The sequence below is a fragment of the Citrobacter sp. CK202 genome (assembly GCF_030333225.1).
Lineage (GTDB): Bacteria > Pseudomonadota > Gammaproteobacteria > Enterobacterales > Enterobacteriaceae > Citrobacter_B > Citrobacter_B koseri.
Map to the genome: position 1 here is coordinate 635,526 of NZ_JAOWGI010000025.1, position 17,949 is coordinate 653,474.

The 17,949-nt window shown below is 56.9% G+C and carries 15 protein-coding genes; 1 reads left to right on the forward strand and 14 read right to left on the reverse strand.

Annotation, left to right across the window (positions count from 1 at the left end; all coding sequences use genetic code 11):
- Nucleotides 1–56: 56 nt before the first annotated feature.
- The 3 genes from ndk to OGX84_RS12510 form a co-directional block, all read right to left on the reverse strand.
- Nucleotides 57–488: a nucleoside-diphosphate kinase gene (gene ndk / locus OGX84_RS12500; RefSeq protein WP_012131261.1), complete on the reverse strand. Its 432-nt coding sequence runs from the start codon at nt 486–488 to the stop codon at nt 57–59.
- Between the two features lie 148 nt (nt 489–636).
- A complete protein-coding gene (gene pbpC, locus OGX84_RS12505) occupies nt 637–2,949 on the reverse strand; it encodes a peptidoglycan glycosyltransferase PbpC (RefSeq protein WP_112001764.1) in 2,313 nt (770 codons plus the stop codon).
- Nucleotides 2,950–7,884 (reverse strand): alpha-2-macroglobulin family protein, encoded by a 4,935-nt coding sequence (locus OGX84_RS12510; RefSeq protein ID WP_112001763.1) that lies wholly within the window; start codon nt 7,882–7,884, stop codon nt 2,950–2,952.
- Nucleotides 7,885–8,094: 210 nt separating this feature from the next.
- On the opposite strand from OGX84_RS12510, the gene sseA reads away from it, so the two are divergent.
- Nucleotides 8,095–8,937, forward strand: coding sequence for a 3-mercaptopyruvate sulfurtransferase (gene sseA / locus OGX84_RS12515; RefSeq protein WP_112001762.1), 843 nt, complete (start codon nt 8,095–8,097; stop codon nt 8,935–8,937).
- Nucleotides 8,938–9,027: 90 nt separating this feature from the next.
- On the opposite strand, the gene sseB is transcribed toward sseA, so the two are convergent.
- From sseB to trmJ, 11 genes are all read right to left on the reverse strand, one after another.
- Nucleotides 9,028–9,804 (reverse strand): enhanced serine sensitivity protein SseB, encoded by a 777-nt coding sequence (sseB, locus tag OGX84_RS12520; RefSeq protein WP_012131255.1) that lies wholly within the window; start codon nt 9,802–9,804, stop codon nt 9,028–9,030.
- 94 nt (nt 9,805–9,898) lie between these two features.
- Nucleotides 9,899–11,182: an aminopeptidase PepB gene (pepB, locus tag OGX84_RS12525; protein ID WP_049010618.1), complete on the reverse strand. Its 1,284-nt coding sequence runs from the start codon at nt 11,180–11,182 to the stop codon at nt 9,899–9,901.
- 59 nt (nt 11,183–11,241) lie between these two features.
- Nucleotides 11,242–11,442 carry a Fe-S cluster assembly protein IscX gene (iscX, locus tag OGX84_RS12530; RefSeq protein WP_286458045.1) on the reverse strand — a complete coding sequence of 67 codons (201 nt, stop codon included), beginning with the start codon at nt 11,440–11,442 and terminating at the stop codon, nt 11,242–11,244.
- 11 nt (nt 11,443–11,453) lie between these two features.
- Nucleotides 11,454–11,789: an ISC system 2Fe-2S type ferredoxin gene (gene fdx / locus OGX84_RS12535; RefSeq protein ID WP_012131251.1), complete on the reverse strand. Its 336-nt coding sequence runs from the start codon at nt 11,787–11,789 to the stop codon at nt 11,454–11,456.
- 1 nt (nt 11,790) lies between these two features.
- Complete coding sequence (hscA, locus tag OGX84_RS12540; protein WP_071258070.1) at nt 11,791–13,641, reverse strand: Fe-S protein assembly chaperone HscA; 1,851 nt, start codon at nt 13,639–13,641, stop codon at nt 11,791–11,793.
- 15 nt (nt 13,642–13,656) lie between these two features.
- A complete protein-coding gene (gene hscB, locus OGX84_RS12545; protein WP_012131249.1) occupies nt 13,657–14,172 on the reverse strand; it encodes a co-chaperone HscB in 516 nt (171 codons plus the stop codon).
- A 95-nt stretch (nt 14,173–14,267) separates the two neighbouring features.
- Nucleotides 14,268–14,591 carry an iron-sulfur cluster assembly protein IscA gene (gene iscA, locus OGX84_RS12550; RefSeq protein WP_004104506.1) on the reverse strand — a complete coding sequence of 108 codons (324 nt, stop codon included), beginning with the start codon at nt 14,589–14,591 and terminating at the stop codon, nt 14,268–14,270.
- A 17-nt stretch (nt 14,592–14,608) separates the two neighbouring features.
- Entirely contained in the window at nt 14,609–14,995 is a 387-nt protein-coding gene (iscU, locus tag OGX84_RS12555) for a Fe-S cluster assembly scaffold IscU (protein WP_002913991.1), read from the reverse strand.
- A gap of 27 nt (nt 14,996–15,022) precedes the next feature.
- Nucleotides 15,023–16,237 carry a cysteine desulfurase gene (iscS, locus tag OGX84_RS12560; RefSeq protein WP_115625810.1) on the reverse strand — a complete coding sequence of 405 codons (1,215 nt, stop codon included), beginning with the start codon at nt 16,235–16,237 and terminating at the stop codon, nt 15,023–15,025.
- 244 nt (nt 16,238–16,481) lie between these two features.
- Nucleotides 16,482–16,973 (reverse strand): Fe-S cluster assembly transcriptional regulator IscR, encoded by a 492-nt coding sequence (iscR, locus tag OGX84_RS12565; RefSeq protein WP_012131246.1) that lies wholly within the window; start codon nt 16,971–16,973, stop codon nt 16,482–16,484.
- A gap of 231 nt (nt 16,974–17,204) precedes the next feature.
- Nucleotides 17,205–17,936: a tRNA (cytosine(32)/uridine(32)-2'-O)-methyltransferase TrmJ gene (trmJ, locus tag OGX84_RS12570; RefSeq protein WP_286458046.1), complete on the reverse strand. Its 732-nt coding sequence runs from the start codon at nt 17,934–17,936 to the stop codon at nt 17,205–17,207.
- Between the last annotated feature and the right edge of the window lie 13 nt (nt 17,937–17,949).

A 17,949-nucleotide genomic window follows, 5' to 3' on the forward strand; every position in this document is an offset into this window, starting at 1 on the left:
GCCTGATGGCGACGCAGATGCGTCTTATCAAGCCTACATACTACATCACTGATTTATTAACGAGTGCGCGGGCACACTTCGCCTTCACCAAAGAAATAGGCGATTTCACGCTGAGCGGATTCCAGAGAATCTGAACCGTGGGTGCCGTTTTCGGTGAAGCTGTCCGCGTAGTCGGCACGCAGGGTGCCCGCCAGCGCGTTAGCCGGGTTGGTTGCGCCCAGCAGGTCGCGGTGACGCTGCACGGCATTTTCGCTTTCCAGTACGGAAACCACGATCGGGCCAGAGGTCATGAACTCGACCAGGCCGTCGAAGAACGGCTTACCATCGTGCTCGGCATAGAAACCGCGCGCCTGCTCAACGGTCAGGTGCAGCATTTTCGTACCGACAATTTTGAACCCTGCTGCTTCAAAGCGCGCAAAGATGTTGCCAATAACGTTTTTTGCCACCGCATTTGGTTTGATGATGGAAAAAGTACGTTCAATCGCCATGATTACCTCTGTAATGTGTTCTGCTGTTGTATATATGCTTGTACGACCTGGCGCGGATTATAAAGAGCATCCGGGTTATTGCCTATGGATGAAGGTAACATTTTTTTAAAATAAGATGAGTATTAGCAACAAACTGTTGCTATCAGGTCTATTGCAGAGTAAATCGCAGCGCAGAAATCTGTCCAGCAGCATCCATAACCAGTAATTGATACTCGCCTTTTTCGGCAAGATGTAACGTAATATTCCGCTCGCGTTCTCCCAACGGCTCACCATTGAGGAACCACCAGCGCGCCCCCGCGCCACCACTGCTCTGAATCGATAAATCCACCCCGGAAGCGCCAGGTAACCGTTTCACTATCGCGCCATCACGCACGCCCGTTAACTGTAGAGGTAAAGGCGCATCCTGCCCCAGCGGCGGGCAGGTCGTCGAAGCCGTCGGTAGTCGCGCAGCGCGACGTTCAGCAGCGGGCAACCAGGGCTCCAGCGGCAACGGCCAGACAATCAACGTCTGCTCCCGCGCCTGAGCGCAATCGGCGGCGACGCGTTTTCCGTCATTATCCAGCCAGACAGGAAAACGAATGCCGCTAATCCCTTCCTGTTCAGGTAACAGCAGCGTCGGTGGTTGGCTGTTTTCCAGCAGCCAGGTCGCCAGTCGACGGCGGCAGTTACTGTCTCCCGCCGAAAGAGCCTGTCCGCCCGGCCAGCAGATAACGCCCCGGCTCACCGACGCCGGACGCGGATCTTCAGGCTGCGTCGCGGCGCGCGCCATCAGCATATTATTCACCTGATTAAGCAGCGGCACCGCGCTGGCAAAACCAAACTGTCCGGCAACGGGTGTGCCGTCGGGCCTGCCCGTCCAGATGCCAGTCACGTAGCGGGAGCTAACACCTATCGCCCACGCGTCGCGATAGCCATAGCTGGTGCCGGTTTTCCAGGCGAGCGGCACTACGCGCGTCAGGGCGCTATCCGGTAACGGCTGCGCTTCATCGGCCATCACCCGCCGGATGATCCACGCCGCACCCGGCGACATCAGCGGACGCTCCTGCAACGAATCCCCTGGCTGCAAGCGCAATGTTGCCGCCTTGCCATGACGGGCGAACGCACTGTATGCCGCCACCATCTCGTCCAGCCTTGCGCCCGCGCCGCCCAGAATCAGGGAAAGATTAGGGGCCGCGCCCGCAGGCAGATACAGCGGCAGGCCAACGTTACGCAGTTTTGCCGCAAAACGTTTTGGGCCATATGCTTCCAGCACCTGTACCGCAGGCAAATTTAACGAACGCACCAGCGCTTCGCTCATGCTGACGGGGCCATGAAACCCGCTGTCAAAGTTTCCCGGACGATAATCGCCGGTACGGCGCGGCACATCCTGTAACAGCGAGGCGGGATGGATCAACCCGTCATCCAGCGCCAGCCCATAGACAAAGGGTTTAAGCACCGATCCCGGCGATCGGATCGCAGTGACCATATCCACATGACCAAAACGACTGTCATCATTCATATCCACCGATCCAACCCAACCACGCACGCTCATATCGGTATGATCGACAACGATCATCGCCAGCGAACTGCGCGCCGGAAGCCGTCCCTTCCAGTTTTGCGCCAGCTCTTCAAGCTGACGCTGCAACCCGGCATCCAGCGTGGTGACGATTTTGTCACTGTTGCTTTTGCCCAGCATCATGCGTGAGAACAGTGGCGCCAGTTGCGGCATTTGTCGGGGCGCCAGCCAGACGGGTTCTTCGCGGGCCTCCTGAACATGCCGGGCCGACCATACGCCCTGCGCCGCCATCCGCTCCAGCACTTTATTGCGCGCCGCTTGCGCGCGATCCGGCCAGCGATCGGGACGCAAGCGGCTCGGCGCCTGCGGTAAAACCGCCAGCAACGCCGCTTCCGAATAGCTCAGTTGCGTCGGTGGTTTACCCAGATAAGCCCAACTGGCGGCGCCGATGCCCTGCAACGTTCCGCCAAACGGCGCACGGTTCAGATACAGCGTCAGAATATCGCGCTTGGACAGGTGCCACTCCAGCTGGAGCGCGCGCCAGAGCTGGCGAAATTTACCACCAAAGGTTCGCGGATGCGGATCCAGCAGTCGCGCCACCTGCATGGTCAACGTACTGCCGCCGGAAATCACGCGTCCTGACGACAGATCCTGCCAGGCGGCACGCAGTACCGAAAACGGATTCACGCCCGGATGCTGCCAGAACCAGCGGTCCTCGTAATTGATTAACGCGTCAAGATAGCGGGGAGAAACGTCTTCAATCGTCACGGGATAGCGCCAGATCCCCTCCGCATCGGCAAAGCGCCACAGCGGTGTGCCGTCATGCGCCACCACCACCCGTGCCGGATTGACCTCATGCAGCGGCAGCGGCCAGATTTTGTCCGCCGCCCAGACTGTCAGAATCATCAGAAATGGAGCGATGGCCAGCCAGCGCCAGCCACCGCGTAGACTGCGCAGGACGATCATTTATGGCGTGACAATCAAAAGCCCCTCGGTTGATCCCGTCGCCCGCCACTGTGGAACATACATTGACTCCACCTGCGGGACAGGAACCTGATAGGTTCCCGGCGTCACCGCGCGCGCCAGATATACCAGCGTCACCGGCTGCCCCTGGTTAACCGCCACCGCCGCGACAAAGCGATCGTCACGGAATTCCATATGCTGAATATCCGCCTGCTGCATCTGATTTAACAGGTTTTGCACTTCACTGCCGCTGTCTTGCAGGCTGGCGCTGCTGTTTGCCAGGTTCTGGTTTTCCAGCTCCAGACCGGCAGGCAGCAGGTCGACCACCAGCGCGTCTGGCACGTTTTGACTCGCTTTCACTTCGAGCCAGACCAGCACCAGTTCACCGCTGCGCAGGGAACTGAGCGATTTACTCTGACCATCGGTTCCCAGAATCTGGCGCTCGATGTGCAACACATTGCTGGCAGGTACGGGCGCCGTTTGCGGGTATCCGCTGCTGTCCAGACGCAGCCACAGCGGTTGGTCGCCGCTGTTGGTCACCTGCAACGCGGAAAGCCGATCGGCATCCAGATTACGCGTTTGCGCTTTATCGCCCGTCAACGGCTGGTCAGCGAGCGAAGTCTGCGCCTGCCATGTCCCCGGCAGATCCTGTAGTGTGCGCGCAGCAAGGAACAGCGCATTACTCTCCTGCGTCGAAAGCCAACGCTGACCAAATGCCTGTTCAGAAAGCGTCGTCAGCAGCGTATTTTGCACCTCGGGTTGCAGTTTATTTTCCTCCAGCAGCGACAGCATGAGCGCGTTATCACGCAACGGGCTACCGTAATCCGCCATCCATTGCTGCGCGTCACGGCGCGGCGTGTTCAGCGCCAGCGTCAGCGCCTGTTCACTGCGGCTGGCATCGCCCATATTTTTCAGCGCAATGCCCAGTTGCAGAAGCGGCAAGCCCGACGCGGCCTGACCCCGGCGTTCCCAGATTTCACGCAGCGCGCCAAGCGGCGCTTTTTGCTGACGCGCCAGCACCAGTCCCGCATACGCCTGAACGGCAAATTTACTGGCCTGGGTATCGTCGCTATAGCGAACCGACATCATGCCCGGGTCCTGCAAATAGCGCAGCAGGCGTTCATTTCCCCGGTTAATCGCATCGGCCGGAACGCTGTACCCTTGCTCGCCAGCGCGCACGAGGAAATCCATCGCGTATGCGGTAAGCCAGTATTCTTCCGGCCCGTTGTTATCCCACAGGGCAAAACCGCCGTTATCACGCTGCATTTGCAGCATCCGGGAGATCCCCGTGTCGACTGCCGCACGGCGTTTTTCATCGGTATCACCCGCGATCCCCAACGCCTTCAGTTGCGCCGCGTTGGTATAGAGCGACGGGAACAGGCCGCTGGCGGTTTGCTCCAGACAACCATACGGATAAGCCTTCAGCTCCCGAATATAGCGCGCCAGGTTCAGCGACGGTTTGCCGCTAAGCAACAACTGCCCCTGCAACGTTACCGGCGAGAAGTTCTCCAGATTTTGGGCGGGCGCATGCCAGGTTTCCCCCGCCTGAAGCACCGTTCCGCTATTTACCGTCTGCGCAGGCCAGGCCGGACGGACGCCAATTTTCCACTGCTTATGCTGAGCGGGAAGCGTCTCGCCAGGCAGGTTCAGGCCGGTCAGCGTGGCCTGCAATTCTCCCTCGCCAAACCCTTCTTTTGCGCGTACCGGGATAAACAAGGTCGTACGCACGCCCGACGCCAGGTTTACCGGAGCAGGTTGCTGACTCACCAGTTCCAGTAACCCACTGGCGGCGAGTTCAATCGTCAACGTCTGCGGTTTGTCTGTCAGGTTAGTGACATCCAGCGTCAGGCGCGAAGTATCGCCGCCCGCCATAAAGCGCGGCTGATTCAGTTCCGCAATCACCGGAGCGGCAACAATCACCTTGCTTTCACTGCTGCCGAAGTCCTCTGCCGTCCATGCCTGGGCCATAACGCGTAACTCGCCGTTAAAATCACCAATCGGCAACGTAACGGAACCTTCGCCCTGCTCATTAAGCGTGACCGGCAGCGCCTGCTGCGCCACGATGTTGACATGGTTGACCGGCGGTTTGCCGCCGCGTTTGAGTTCATCGCCGTCGCCGCCAAAACGCAGCGTCGCCAGACGCCCCTGCCCTTCAATCACCTGACCGTAGATATCATAGATATCCGCGCCATAGCGTTTTTGCCCGAAGAATGCCTGCCACGGATCTGGCGTAACGTAATCGGTGATATTCAACACTCCGCTGTCCACCGCAGAGAGCAGTACGTTGATCTGTTTTGGCGTTTCGCCATGTTTAGCACTGGCTTTGACGTTCACCGTCAGCGGCTGGTTTGGACGTATTTTAGCCGGGCTTTCCAGCGTCAGATCCAGACGACGATTATCATCCCCCAACGGCAGGTGCAGCAGCCCAACCGCGCGTTTCGGCGTCGCTGAACGCGACTTATCGCCCGGACGCACGACCAGCGCGCTCAGGTAGAGATCGTGTCGATTCCAGGCTTTATCAACGGGAATCGACAGGTCGAGGCCCTCGGCAGGTACATCTATTTCCTGCCACCAGAGCGGGCCGTCGCTTGATTCCACCATCGCGTAGCCTTTACCCGCCACCGGCGCGGCGACATGCAGTTTGATGGTGTCCCCAGGACGATAGGTGGGTTTATCCAGCTTCAGGGTGACGCGATCCGGGCGCGCCGCGCCGCTGCCGTCACTGTTATCCTGCCAGCTGTAACCTGCCCAGAAGCGCACGCTGCTGATCGCATCATTCGGGGCTTTCACTTCGAGACGATACGATCCCCAGTCAACCGGGAAGCTCACCTTGCCCGTTTCATCGGCGCTGAGATCCAGCGTCTGTTCCCCTTCAACCAGATCTTTTTGATCAAACTGCGACTGCCAGCCTTCGCTTTCCGACCAGTTCCAGTAGTAATCGCGCCGTTCACGGATCAAACGAACCTGCAAACCCGAAGCAGCTTTTTTATTGCCTTGCGCATCGGCGTAGACAATATCAAAGGCGGCGTTACCGCCCTCATCCACGATGGGTTGGTTAACCGTGGCGTCAGTACGATAGTCATACACCGCTTTAGAAGCGAATTGCGGACGAATACCCGGCAAGGTATCGGCAGGCCAGATAGCCTGTTCCGCACGGCGAGTGACCGGGCGACCGCCTGATTCCAGCAGGCTTGCTTGCAGGATCACCTGTAACGGCGAATGCGCTTCCTGCCACTGGCTGTTGGCGGAGACGTCGCCACGGCCATTTTCATCCAGCGTAAGCTGGACTTCGTCCAGGCTGCGGGAAAGGTTTTCTTCCGCAATATCGCCAAACTGGAAGCCCGGCAGCGCCTGTACCGCTTCACGCTGCGGGCGCAGGAAGAGTTGCCCCTGTAACGTGTTGCCATTGGCAGGCGCTCCGTACAGGTAGTAACCAACAACGGAGAACGTCACCTCTTCCGACGGGGCTAACGGCGTTTTCTGCGCGCTGAGATTAAGCGCCATTCGCTCCGGCATAAAATCTTCGACATGGAAATCCCACATCCGGGGCTGGTTATCGCCCGTGTTCGCGCGGATGTGCCACATGCCGGTTGGTGCACCGCTATCCAGCGGATACGTAAAGCGGTATAACCCGTTTTCAGGCTGGCTGACAACGGTGCGCAGTACCTGACCGTCCGGCTTTACCACTTCCAGTTTGACGGGCTGATCGGGCAAGGTTTTACCGTCGCTGTCGCGCAGCAGTCCGTTGAGGATCACCGTTTCCCCAGGACGATACAGATCGCGCGGGCCGAACATAAAGAACTGCTTGCTGTAGCCCGGCGCGCCCGCAATCGCGAACTCCGCCAGATCCAGCGCGGGCAGTTTCAGATCCAGCAGCGTGGTTTGTCCGTCTTTTCGCGCCAGCAACAGCGCCGCCTGCTGACTATTTTCCAGTTGTACATGCCCCTGCGCATCGCTGGCGGCTTGCGCCAGCGTCTGACCTTTTTCATCAAGCAGAGCAACCTCAATCCCCTGCTGCGCCGCGCCGTTTTCCAGACTCTGCGTAAAGATATCAAGACGATTGTGATAACGGTGGGCGGAAACGCCAATGTCGCTGAGGGTAAAGAGCGTGGCAGGATTACTGTAGTTGTAATGTCCGGCCTGATTCATTACCGCAATGTACACGCCCGCCTGTTGCAGGGGCTTAATGTCACTCAGCGGCAGCAGACGTTTTTCACGCGTATTACGCGCAGGATTGAGATCAAAACGCCCGGTATAGACCAGATCCGCCATTTTGAGCAGGTTGTCAGATTCCCAGTTCGAAAGAGCATTGCGGTATTCCCACTGGCTGACGAATGCCGCCAGTGACTCAGGCTTCACGCGAAAGAAGTTTACATCCACGTCGTTCACGTTCAGCGCCATGACCGGCAAGCCTTCCACCACTTTTCCCGGCAGCAGCGAGCCACGGCTGGCAAAGCCGACGCTCGGCTGAACGTCCCGCGTGGTAATGGTTTTTTCATATGCGCGGCCAAAGGCGGTTTTATTCAGCGCCGTTAAATCACGTTCAACGGACACCACCAGATCGCGGTTGGGTTCCAGGTGGCGCAAGCGCAGCTCTTTCAGATTCGGCGACAGCTCCCAGGCGCCATCAACCTTGCCGCTTTTTTTATCGACCACATGCACGGTGCGGGCAAAATCTTGTTCAGGATCTAACGGAATGGAGAACGTCAGCACCAGCGTCGCCGCGCCGTCCAACTGGACTTCGGAGGCGTCCAGCAGCGTCAGTTCTTTACCTTCGCTCTGTTGCGCCAGCTTTTGCAGTTGTGCCGGATCTTTCGTCGGAGCGGATTGCGCGGCGGGCGTCTCATCATTTTTCACCGCCGTTGGCGCGTTATCGTTGTTATCGCACCCCGCCAACGCCAGCATGAGCATGCAAGCGGCTACGCGTATGTGTTTCATTCTTTCATCCCTGGCCACAGTGGCCCGTTAGCAACGTAGAGTAACTATTATGCGTGAGATTTCCCGTTGTGAAAGCCAGTATTCGTTATATAAGTTCTGATTTTTTCATCAGAAATGTGGTTTCACCAGACAAATCAGCCTCTTTTACTTGTCCCTTTGCGGTAAACGTCCGACAATTTGGCATTATTATGGCAAAAGATGGAGACGCCTATGTCCACCTCCTGGTTTGTCGCCGCCGACTGGCTGGCAGAGCATATCGACGATCCGCAAATTCAAATTATCGACGCCCGCATGGCACCTCCCGGACAGGAAGACAGGGATGTTGCGAGTGAATATCGTTCAGGCCACATCCCCGGAGCACTCTTTTTCGATATTGAAGCGCTCTCCGATCACACCTCGCCGCTGCCGCATATGATGCCGCGCCCGGAAGCCTTCGCCGTGGCGATGCGTGAACTGGGCGTACACCAGGACAGACATCTGGTGGTCTACGATGAAGGCAACCTGTTTTCCGCCCCGCGCGCGTGGTGGATGCTGCGAACGTTTGGCGTAGAAAACGTCTCAATTCTTGCCGGTGGTCTGGCGGGCTGGCAGCGCGATGAGCTGCCGCTTCAGGAAGGCGAAGTGGAACTCCCGGAAGGGGAATTTGACGTTAAATTCACGGCGGAGGAGGTTGTGCGTCTGACCGATGTACTCCTGGCGAGCCATGAAAGAACTGCGCAAATCGTTGATGCCCGCCCGGCGCCACGGTTTAATGCCGAAGCAGATGAACCGCGTCCGGGTCTGAAGCGTGGCCATATCCCCGGCGCGTTGAACGTGCCCTGGACGGAGCTGGTGCGTGAAGGGGAATTAAAAACGACCGATGAACTGGACGTCATTTTCTTCAGTCACGGCGTCAGTTTTGACAGACCAATTATCGCCAGCTGCGGTTCAGGTGTCACCGCAGCGGTCGTGGTGCTGGCGCTCGCCACGCTGGATGTGCCCAATGTCGCGTTGTATGACGGTGCATGGAGCGAATGGGGTGCGCGTAATGATTTACCGGTAGAACCGGCCTAACGTTTTGTAATGTGCCGGATGGCGCTTGCGCTTATCCGGCCTACCGCGCGGGTTGTCCCGGATGACGTTAACGCCATCCGGCTACCGGGTTCAGATAATCCGATTCTGTTTGAAATCGCGCAGGAACCCGCCCCAGCGGCGCTCGTAGAACGGCGCGATGTGCTCGGTAATAAAGTGGCTGATGCCCTGCTCACCTTTTTTCACCTGACAGATATCAATCGGTTCATCGCCGGGCAAGGTATCAGTCGCCACGCTGCCCGCCGCATGAATGATCTCTTCGATGTCGCCATCCGCTTCGATGCCAATCAACAGATTCGGCTGGGCGTCATTGCTCTCTTTAATGGTGCAAAGAAAGGCGCGCTTAACCAGTTTGATGGTTTTAAACAGCGTGGTCAGGGAGTCGATCATCTGCGCAGGTGGTTCTGCCACCTCAGACAGAATCAGCGATTCACCGCCTTCCAGCACTTCCTGTGTACTCAGCGGATTGCCCTCTTCGCCGATCAGATGGCTGATCTCACGCGGCATAAACTCTTTGCCGGTAGGCAGTTTTGCGTTCAGGAAGAGCGTTTCGCCGAGCGTCATTTCAAATAACGTGCGCACCGGCATCACCACGAATGCCTGCTCGTCTTCTACCGCCTGCTGCAAGGCTTCCAGAGAGGTAAAAAACGGGATGACCGTCGTGCCGTCTTCTTTTTCCCAGTGCTGCAAATCCAGCGCGCTATCGTCAACAATCGCTTCGCCTTCAGCCGCTGTGCCTGGCACCCAGACGGTGGACTCCAGTAAGGTACGGAAAAATGCCGGACGATGCGCGGGTTCAGTCGCCGCCTTCTCCAGCAGGGTTTCTAATTCGTTTTTTGTTTCGGACATAAGGATCACAATAGAGATGCGTGTAGGGCGGGTAAGCGAAGCGCCCCCGCCGTTATCTTGCCGGATAGCGCTAACGCTTATCCGGCCTACATAATTATGCTGTTAACAGGTTAGCGATGGTGCGCACACCCAAACCGGTCGCCCCTGCCGACCACTGCTCAACCGGCGCTTTACGGTAGGTTGCAGAGCAGTCAATGTGCAGCCAGCCCTGCTGGTAGTTTTCGACAAAGTGCGACAGGAAGCCCGCTGCGGTGCTCGCCCCGGCAGGATACGCCGCGCTACCGGTATTGTTCAGTTCCGCAAAGTTAGAAGGCAACTGATTGCGGTGGAACTCCGCCAGCGGCAGACGCCAGAACGGTTCGTTTTCTTCTGCCGCACTCGCCAACAGACGCCCCGCCAGCGCGTCATCAAAACTGAACAACGCGTGGTAGTCGTTACCCAGCGCGGTTTTCGCGGCGCCGGTCAGCGTCGCCGCATCGATGATCAGCTCTGGTTTTTGCGCGCTGGCGTCGATCAGGCCATCCGCCAGCACCAGGCGCCCTTCCGCGTCAGTGTTCATCACTTCCACGTTCTTACCGTTGCGATAATGAATAATATCGCCCAGTTTAAACGCGTTGCCGCTGATCAGGTTATCCGCGCAGCACAGGTACAGCTTCACGCGTTTGTTCAGACCACGGGTAATCGCAAATGCCAGCGCGCCCGTTACCGTTGCCGCACCGCCCATATCGGACTTCATCGAGTCCATAAATGCGCTTTGCTTGATGCTGTAACCGCCGGAGTCAAAGGTAATGCCTTTGCCCACCAGACAGGCGTAAACCGGCGCGTCTTTATCGCCGGTTGGGTTGTAATCCAGCGCCAGCAGCACCGGCGCGCGATCGGAACCCCGGCCAACGGTATGCAGCCCCATGTAGTTTTGCTCGCGCAGATCTTCGCCTTTGGTAATGCGGTAAGAGACGTGATCGCACGCGACGCTGCACAGCAGATCAACGGCACGCTGCGCCAGCTGTTCCGGCCCCAGCTCTTCCGCCGGCGCGTTAATGGTGTCACGCACCCAGTCAATGATCGCCAGACGGTTGTCCAGTTCCTTCTGCTTCTCATCGTCAAGATCTGGCCACTCGACCTTGCGGCTGCCTTTCGGCCCTTTGTAACCCTGCCAGAATGCCCAGCTACGCTCCACATCCCAGCCAGCGCCGGTCAGTTGTACGTGTTTAATGCCCAGTCCGTCAATTTTACGCGCCGCGCGCTGGATTAAACCGGAGTCATCTTTACCGTTCAGGTGCAGGGTAATGCCGTCATTATTGATGCTGTATGTGGCTTTGTCTCCCCAGCGAGCGTCAGCCGGTTGGGTGGAGAGCGTAATTTTCATCGCTTCAGTCATTGTTCTTTTCCTTCTTCGCGCATACAGGAAAACGGGCCACCCGTGGGCAGCCCGTTTATTTATTCAGCTTCGTCCAGCCAGACCAGCAGGATAGCCTCAAGGATCTTTTCATTTGATGCCTGCGGGTCATCATCAAAATCCTCAAGATCGCAAATCCATTGATGCAGGTCGGTGAAACGAACGGTCTTAGGATCGAGATCGGGGAGCGCGTCGTACAGCGCCTCGCCGATTTCGCGGCTATCAGTCCACTTCAGTCCCATACTACCCTCTGTTAATGCTCGCGTGCATGGTTGATTGTGTAACGTGGGATTTCGACCACCAAATCTTCATCGGTGACGCGCGCCTGACAGCCTAAACGGCTCTCCGGCTCCAGACCCCAGGCTTTATCCAGCATATCGTCTTCGTCTTCCGTGCTTTCCGGCAGGGAATCGAAACCTTCACGCACGATGCAGTGGCAGGTCGTGCAGGCACAGGATTTTTCACAGGCGTGTTCAATCTCGATACCGTTACGCAGGGCAACGTCAAGAATGGTTTCGCCGGTCTCAGCTTCCAGAACTGCGCCATCGGGACAGAGATCCTGATGAGGCAGAATAACAATCTTTGGCATATTAAACCTCGTCCACGGAATGGCCTTGCAGCGCGCGACGAACAGATTTGTCCATGCGACGAGCGGCGAATTCCTGGGTTTGTTTGTCTACGTTTTTAATGGCTTGTTCTATCGCGTCAACATCATCGCTCTGCGCTACCTCGCTCAAGTGCGCGGCGGCATCATCGATGACCTGACGTTCTGCGGCGCTTAGCAGCGCGGCATCAGCAGCGAGCGCGCCGGTCAGGCTTTCCAGCACGCGCGCCGCTTCCACTTTTTGCTCTGCCAGCATACGGGCTTTTACATCCTGCTCGGCAAAGCTCATTGAATCCTGAATCATGGTGGCGATTTCGCTGTCCGTCAGACCGTAAGACGGTTTGACCTGGATAGACGCCTCAACGCCGGTGGATTTCTCCATCGCGGTGACGCTCAGCAGGCCATCGGCATCCACCTGGAAGGTGACGCGGATATGCGCCCCGCCCGCTGGCATCGCCGGGAGCCCGCGCAGCGCGAAGCGCGCCAGCGAACGGCAATCCTGCACCAGCTCGCGCTCGCCCTGCATGACATGGATCGACATCGCGGTCTGACCATCTTTAAAAGTGGTAAAGTCCTGCGCGCGCGCCACCGGAATGGTGGTGTTACGCGGGATCACTTTCTCCACCAGGCCACCCATGGTTTCCAGCCCCAGCGACAGCGGAATCACGTCCAGCAGCAGCATTTCGCTGTCCGGCTTGTTGCCGACGAGGATATCCGCCTGAATCGCCGCGCCAATGGCGACGACCTTATCCGGGTCGATTGCCGTCAGCGGCGGACGACCAAAAAATTCGCCCACGCGTTCGCGCACCAGCGGCACACGGGTGGAGCCGCCGACCATCACCACTTCCAGCACCTCCTGCGCCTCAACGCCCGCATCTTTCAATGCGCGGCGACAGGCCATCAGAGTACGTTTAACTAAAGCGGCAATAAGGTCATTAAACTGTTCACGGGTGATGTCGCCCTGCCAGCCCGCCACATTGACGCTAACGGAATCGGCATCGCTCAGCGCGATTTTTGCCGCGATGGCGGCATCCAGCAGTTCACGCTGGACACGGTTATCGCTGCGATCGGCAATGCCCGCCTGCTCACGGATATAATCGGCCAGCAGATGGTCGAAGTCGTCGCCGCCGAGCGCGGAATCACCGCCGGTCGCCAGCACTTCAAACACGCCGCGACTCAGGCGCAAAATAGAGATATCGAAGGTGCCGCCGCCGAGGTCGTAAACCGCGATAACGCCTTCTTTGCCGGAGTCCAGACCGTAGGCGATCGCCGCCGCCGTAGGTTCATTGAGCAGACGCAAGACGTGCAGCCCCGCCAGACGCGCCGCGTCTTTCGTTCCCTGGCGCTGTGCATCGTCAAAGTAAGCGGGCACGGTAATGACCACGCCATCCAGCTCGCCCGACAACGCTTCCGTCGCCCGCGCCGCCAGCGCTTTCAGGATATCGGCAGAAATACGTACCGGGTTGAGCAGACCTGCCGCCGTTTCAATCATCGGCAGACCATTTTCACTGGCCTGGAACTGATACGGCAGATGGGGATAGCGCGTCTGAATATCCGCCAGCGAGCGGCCCATCATGCGTTTTACCGAGCTGATGGTGTTAGCCGTGTCCTGCGCCGCGTTCGCGCGCGCCGCGTAACCGACCGTGTGGCCCTGCTGCTGATAGTGAACGACTGACGGCAACAGATGGCGACCGTCGTGATCGGCCAGCGTTTCTGCCTGGCCGCTGCGAACGGTCGCAACCAATGAGTTGGTAGTACCTAAATCGATGCCTGCCGCCAGACGACGCTGGTGCGGCGCAGCGCTCAGACCAGGCTCACTAATTTGTAATAAGGCCATATTCGCTTCCGGGAATTAAAAATCGAGCAGCTTTTCTTCGAGTTGTTCGGCGCTGCTTCGCAGTTTATCGAGAAAACGCAGTTTACGCACGGTGTCCGCCGCCACGTCCCACGTCTCGTTGTCCAACTGTTCCACCATCAGCTGATGGCGGGCATCAAACATTGTTTTCACGCGCTTGATGAAACTTTCCAGTCGCGCTTCGTCCTTTGCCTGTTCTATTTCATCAAGCTCTTCACGCAGTTCCAGCTGTTCCATCAAAAACGCGGTATCGCGCACCGTATGCTGCTCGCTGGCCAGATCAAAGCCGTGTAGTGACAGTAAATATTCGGCGCGCGTCAAAGGGTGACGCAGCGTTTGCCAGGCCTGATTGATGGTCGCGGAGTGTTGTACGGCGGCAAGTTGCTCAGCCTGCGTACCGCTGGCGAATTTATCAGGATGATACTGACGTTGGAGATCCTGAAAACGGAGGCTCAGCGCCTGGGTATCGAGTTGATAGTGGGCTGGCAAGCCAAAGAGGGTGAAGTAGTCCATAACATTCTCAGGGCATCGACTCTCTGATGTTTCAGGAAGTCAGGTAAAACAAACCCCACGCGCAGGTGACCACGGTGGGGTTATCGGTAAGCACGTTACACGTTGAAGCTTTCGCCGCAACCACACTCGTCTTTTACGTTCGGGTTGGTGAATTTAAACCCTTCGTTCAGACCTTCTTTTACGAAGTCTAACTGCGTACCGTCCAGAAATTGCAGGCTCTTACCGTCGATCACGACTTTTACGCCTTTGTCTTCAAACACGGTGTCTTCTGCCGCCGGTTCATCAACAAATTCCAGTACATAAGCCATACCTGAACAGCCGGAAGTTCTCACCCCCAGGCGCAGGCCAAACCCTTTACCACGGTTTGCCAGAAAGGTATTTACTCGCGCTGCAGCACTGTCGCTAAGTGTAATCGACATAACAACCTCAACTCTTCTTATTTTGCTTCACGTTTGCTTTTGTAATCCGCAATAGCGGCTTTAATTGCGTCTTCTGCCAGAATGGAGCAGTGAATTTTCACCGGAGGCAGTTCAAGCTCGTCTGCGATATCGGTATTTTTAATCGCCTGCGCTTCGTCCAGAGACTTCCCTTTCACCCATTCGGTGACCAGGGAGCTGGACGCGATAGCGGAACCGCAGCCGTAAGTCTTGAAACGCGCGTCTTCAATGATACCTTCATTGTTGACTTTAATCTGCAACTTCATCACGTCGCCGCAAGCCGGTGCACCCACCATGCCGCTGCCTACGTTTTCGTCGCTGTTGTCAAAGGAACCCACGTTGCGTGGATTCTCGTAATGATCGATTACTTTTTCGCTGTAAGCCATTATAAATTCTCCTGATTCCGATACCGATTAATGATGAGCCCATTCGATGCTGTTCAAATCCACGCCCTGTTTGAACATTTCCCACAGCGGGGAAAGGTCACGCAGACGACCGATGGATTTGCGCACCAGCTCAATGGTGTAGTCGATCTCTTCTTCAGTAGTGAAACGACCTAAAGAGAAACGGATAGAGCTATGCGCCAGCTCGTCATTCATGCCCAGTGCGCGCAGCACATAGGACGGTTCCAGACTTGCGGACGTACAGGCGGAACCTGAAGACACCGCCAGATCTTTCAGCGCCATAATCAGGGATTCGCCTTCAACGTAGTTAAAGCTGACGTTGAGAATGTTCGGCGCGCCCTGCTCCAGGTCACCGTTCAGGTAAACTTCTTCGATATCGTTGATGCCGTTCCACAGACGGTTACGCAGCGTGCGCAGACGCGCCATCTCGGTTTCCATCTCTTCTTTCGCGATACGGTAAGCTTCGCCCATACCGACGATCTGGTGTACAGGCAGCGTACCGGAACGCATACCGCGCTCGTGACCGCCGCCGTGCATCTGCGCTTCGATACGAATACGCGGTTTACGACGCACATACAGCGCGCCAATCCCTTTCGGGCCATAGATTTTGTGGCCGGAGAAGGACATCAGGTCCACTTTCAGCTGGCTCAGGTCGATAGGCAGTTTGCCCACGCTCTGGGTGGCGTCAACGTGGTAGATAATACCACGCGCACGGCACATTTCGCCGATGGTCGCGATATCCTGCACCACGCCGATTTCGTTGTTAACGTGCATGATGGACACAAGAATGGTGTCATCGCGCATCACCGCTTCGAGTTCTTTCAGATCGATAATGCCGTTGCTCTGCGGCGCCAGGTAAGTAACCTCAAACCCTTCGCGCTCAAGCTGACGGCAGGTATCCAGCACGGCTTTATGCTCGGTTTTGCTGGTGATGATGTGCTTGCCTTTTTTCTGATAAAAGTTGGCCGCACCTTTAATCGCCAGGTTGTCGGATTCAGTCGCACCGGAGGTAAAGACGATTTCACGCGGATCGGCGCCAACCAGTTCTGCGATCTGGTTGCGGGCGATATCTACCGCTTCTTCAGCTTGCCAGCCGAAACGGTGTGAACGAGAGGCCGGGTTACCAAAGGTTCCGTCCAGGGTCAAAAACTGCATCATTTTCTCGGCAACACGCGGGTCCACCGGCGTGGTTGCGGAGTAATCGAGATAGATCGGTAATTTCATTGCTCTATAAACTCCGTACATCGCTTCAATGCAAGGAATCAGGCAACCGGCTGGATGTACGACCGAGTACACGGGGCGAGTAAACGCCCCGGCCTGATTCTGAAATCTATTATAATTTTTTACCCTAACTGTTTTGCGGTGCAGCAAGGCGACAAGCTTGTGAAACCCAGGCGCTTACATAAGTAAGTGACTGAAGTGAACAAGCGCGGCCAACGCAGCAGCGCCCCGAAACAGGGCGGGTAAATTACGCGCGCAGTTTGACGTCGATTGCGTCTTGCGTGCGGGTGCTACGTGGCGCGTCATGGGTGTGCTGACGATCAGACACATCCAGAACTTCCTGGTTATTCACCAGTTCGCCTAAGGTAATGTTGTTGAGGAAACCGGTCAGACGGTCACTCAAATCACGCCACAGCGCATGCGTCAGGCATTTATCGCCGCCCTGACAGCCGCCTTTGCCCTGACAACGGGTCGCATCTACCGACTCGTCAACAGCGCTAATCACTTCGCCAACCGCGATGCTACCTGCGTCTTTACCCAACAGATAACCACCGCCTGGGCCACGTACGCTGGAAACCAGACCATTTTTACGCAAACGTGAAAACAGCTGTTCCAGATAAGAAAGGGAAATTCCCTGACGTTCAGAAATATCAGCCAACGGTACCGGGCCCGCTTCGGAGTTGAGCGCAACGTCCAACATTGCGGTCACGGCATAACGCCCTTTAGATGTCAGTCTCATGTCTTACTTAACCTCAAACTCGCCCCTGCCCGGGGTTTTTTATTGTAAAATGGGGGTATTGCATAGCAGGGTCAAGTCTGACATTCCCGACTAAATCAGTCAACTATTTACTTGACTAATTTAGTCAAGTATTTAACCTTCAGTGCCGTTTCTGTTTGCCGGATGGCGCTTCGCTTATCCGGCCTACAATATTCGGCCTGCAAATCGTGCAGCCATCCGGCATCAACACGCTTACTTGCCTTTATTCTGCTGCTCAATAGAAGCAAGAATACCGCGCAGGATTTTCAGTTCCTGGCTTTCCGGGCGCGCGCGCGTAAATAAACGACGCAGTTTGTTCATGACCTGCCCCGGATGGCCTTCACGGATGAAGCCAGTTGAAAGCAGCGTCTGCTCCAGATGGCCGTAAAAACGTTCCAGGTCGTCCACCAGCGGATATGGCGTCTCTTCATGTTCCGCCGCCTCGTCGTTTTCCTGCGTTGCCAGCCAGGCCATACGCACTTCGTAGGCGATCACCTGTACCGCCATCGCCAGGTTGAGCGAGCTGTATTCCGGGTTTGCGGCAATCGCCACATGGTAATGGCATTTTTGCAGTTCGTCGTTGGTCAGACCAACGCGCTCGCGGCCAAAGACCAGCGCAACCGGCGTATTCGCGGCTTCCGCCACGCTTTTCAGACCGCATTCGCGCGGGTCCAGCATCGGCCACGGCAGCGTGCGGGAACGCGCACTGGTGCCGACCACCAGGCTACACCCTGCCAGCGCGTCATCGAGCGTATCGACGATCTGCGCATTGCCGATCACATCGCTGGCGCCAGCCGCCAGCGCGATAGCCTGGGAGTCCGGCTTGACCAACGGATTTACCAGCCACAGGTTTGTTAAACCCATTGTTTTCATGGCGCGGGCAACAGAACCCATATTGCCGGTGTGAGAGGTTTCCACCAGCACAATTCGAATATTTTGCAGCATTGTCTTTCTTCGG

Excerpts from the sequence above, each read along its gene's own strand:
- OGX84_RS12510 (WP_112001763.1), bottom strand. The coding sequence starts at position 7,884 with ATGAAACACATACGCGTAGCCGCTTGCATGCTCATGCTGGCGTTGGCG.
- fdx (WP_012131251.1), bottom strand. The coding sequence starts at position 11,789 with ATGCCAAAGATTGTTATTCTGCCTCATCAGGATCTCTGTCCCGATGGC.
- pbpC (WP_112001764.1), bottom strand. The coding sequence starts at position 2,949 with ATGATCGTCCTGCGCAGTCTACGCGGTGGCTGGCGCTGGCTGGCCATC.
- hscA (WP_071258070.1), bottom strand. The coding sequence starts at position 13,641 with ATGGCCTTATTACAAATTAGTGAGCCTGGTCTGAGCGCTGCGCCGCAC.
- iscX (WP_286458045.1), bottom strand. The coding sequence starts at position 11,442 with ATGGGACTGAAGTGGACTGATAGCCGCGAAATCGGCGAGGCGCTGTAC.
- pepB (WP_049010618.1), bottom strand. The coding sequence starts at position 11,182 with ATGACTGAAGCGATGAAAATTACGCTCTCCACCCAACCGGCTGACGCT.
- iscU (WP_002913991.1), bottom strand. The coding sequence starts at position 14,995 with ATGGCTTACAGCGAAAAAGTAATCGATCATTACGAGAATCCACGCAAC.
- iscA (WP_004104506.1), bottom strand. The coding sequence starts at position 14,591 with ATGTCGATTACACTTAGCGACAGTGCTGCAGCGCGAGTAAATACCTTT.
- hscB (WP_012131249.1), bottom strand. The coding sequence starts at position 14,172 with ATGGACTACTTCACCCTCTTTGGCTTGCCAGCCCACTATCAACTCGAT.
- iscS (WP_115625810.1), bottom strand. The coding sequence starts at position 16,237 with ATGAAATTACCGATCTATCTCGATTACTCCGCAACCACGCCGGTGGAC.
- sseB (WP_012131255.1), bottom strand. The coding sequence starts at position 9,804 with ATGTCCGAAACAAAAAACGAATTAGAAACCCTGCTGGAGAAGGCGGCG.
- iscR (WP_012131246.1), bottom strand. The coding sequence starts at position 16,973 with ATGAGACTGACATCTAAAGGGCGTTATGCCGTGACCGCAATGTTGGAC.
- sseA (WP_112001762.1), top strand. The coding sequence starts at position 8,095 with ATGTCCACCTCCTGGTTTGTCGCCGCCGACTGGCTGGCAGAGCATATC.
- trmJ (WP_286458046.1), bottom strand. The coding sequence starts at position 17,936 with ATGCTGCAAAATATTCGAATTGTGCTGGTGGAAACCTCTCACACCGGC.
- ndk (WP_012131261.1), bottom strand. The coding sequence starts at position 488 with ATGGCGATTGAACGTACTTTTTCCATCATCAAACCAAATGCGGTGGCA.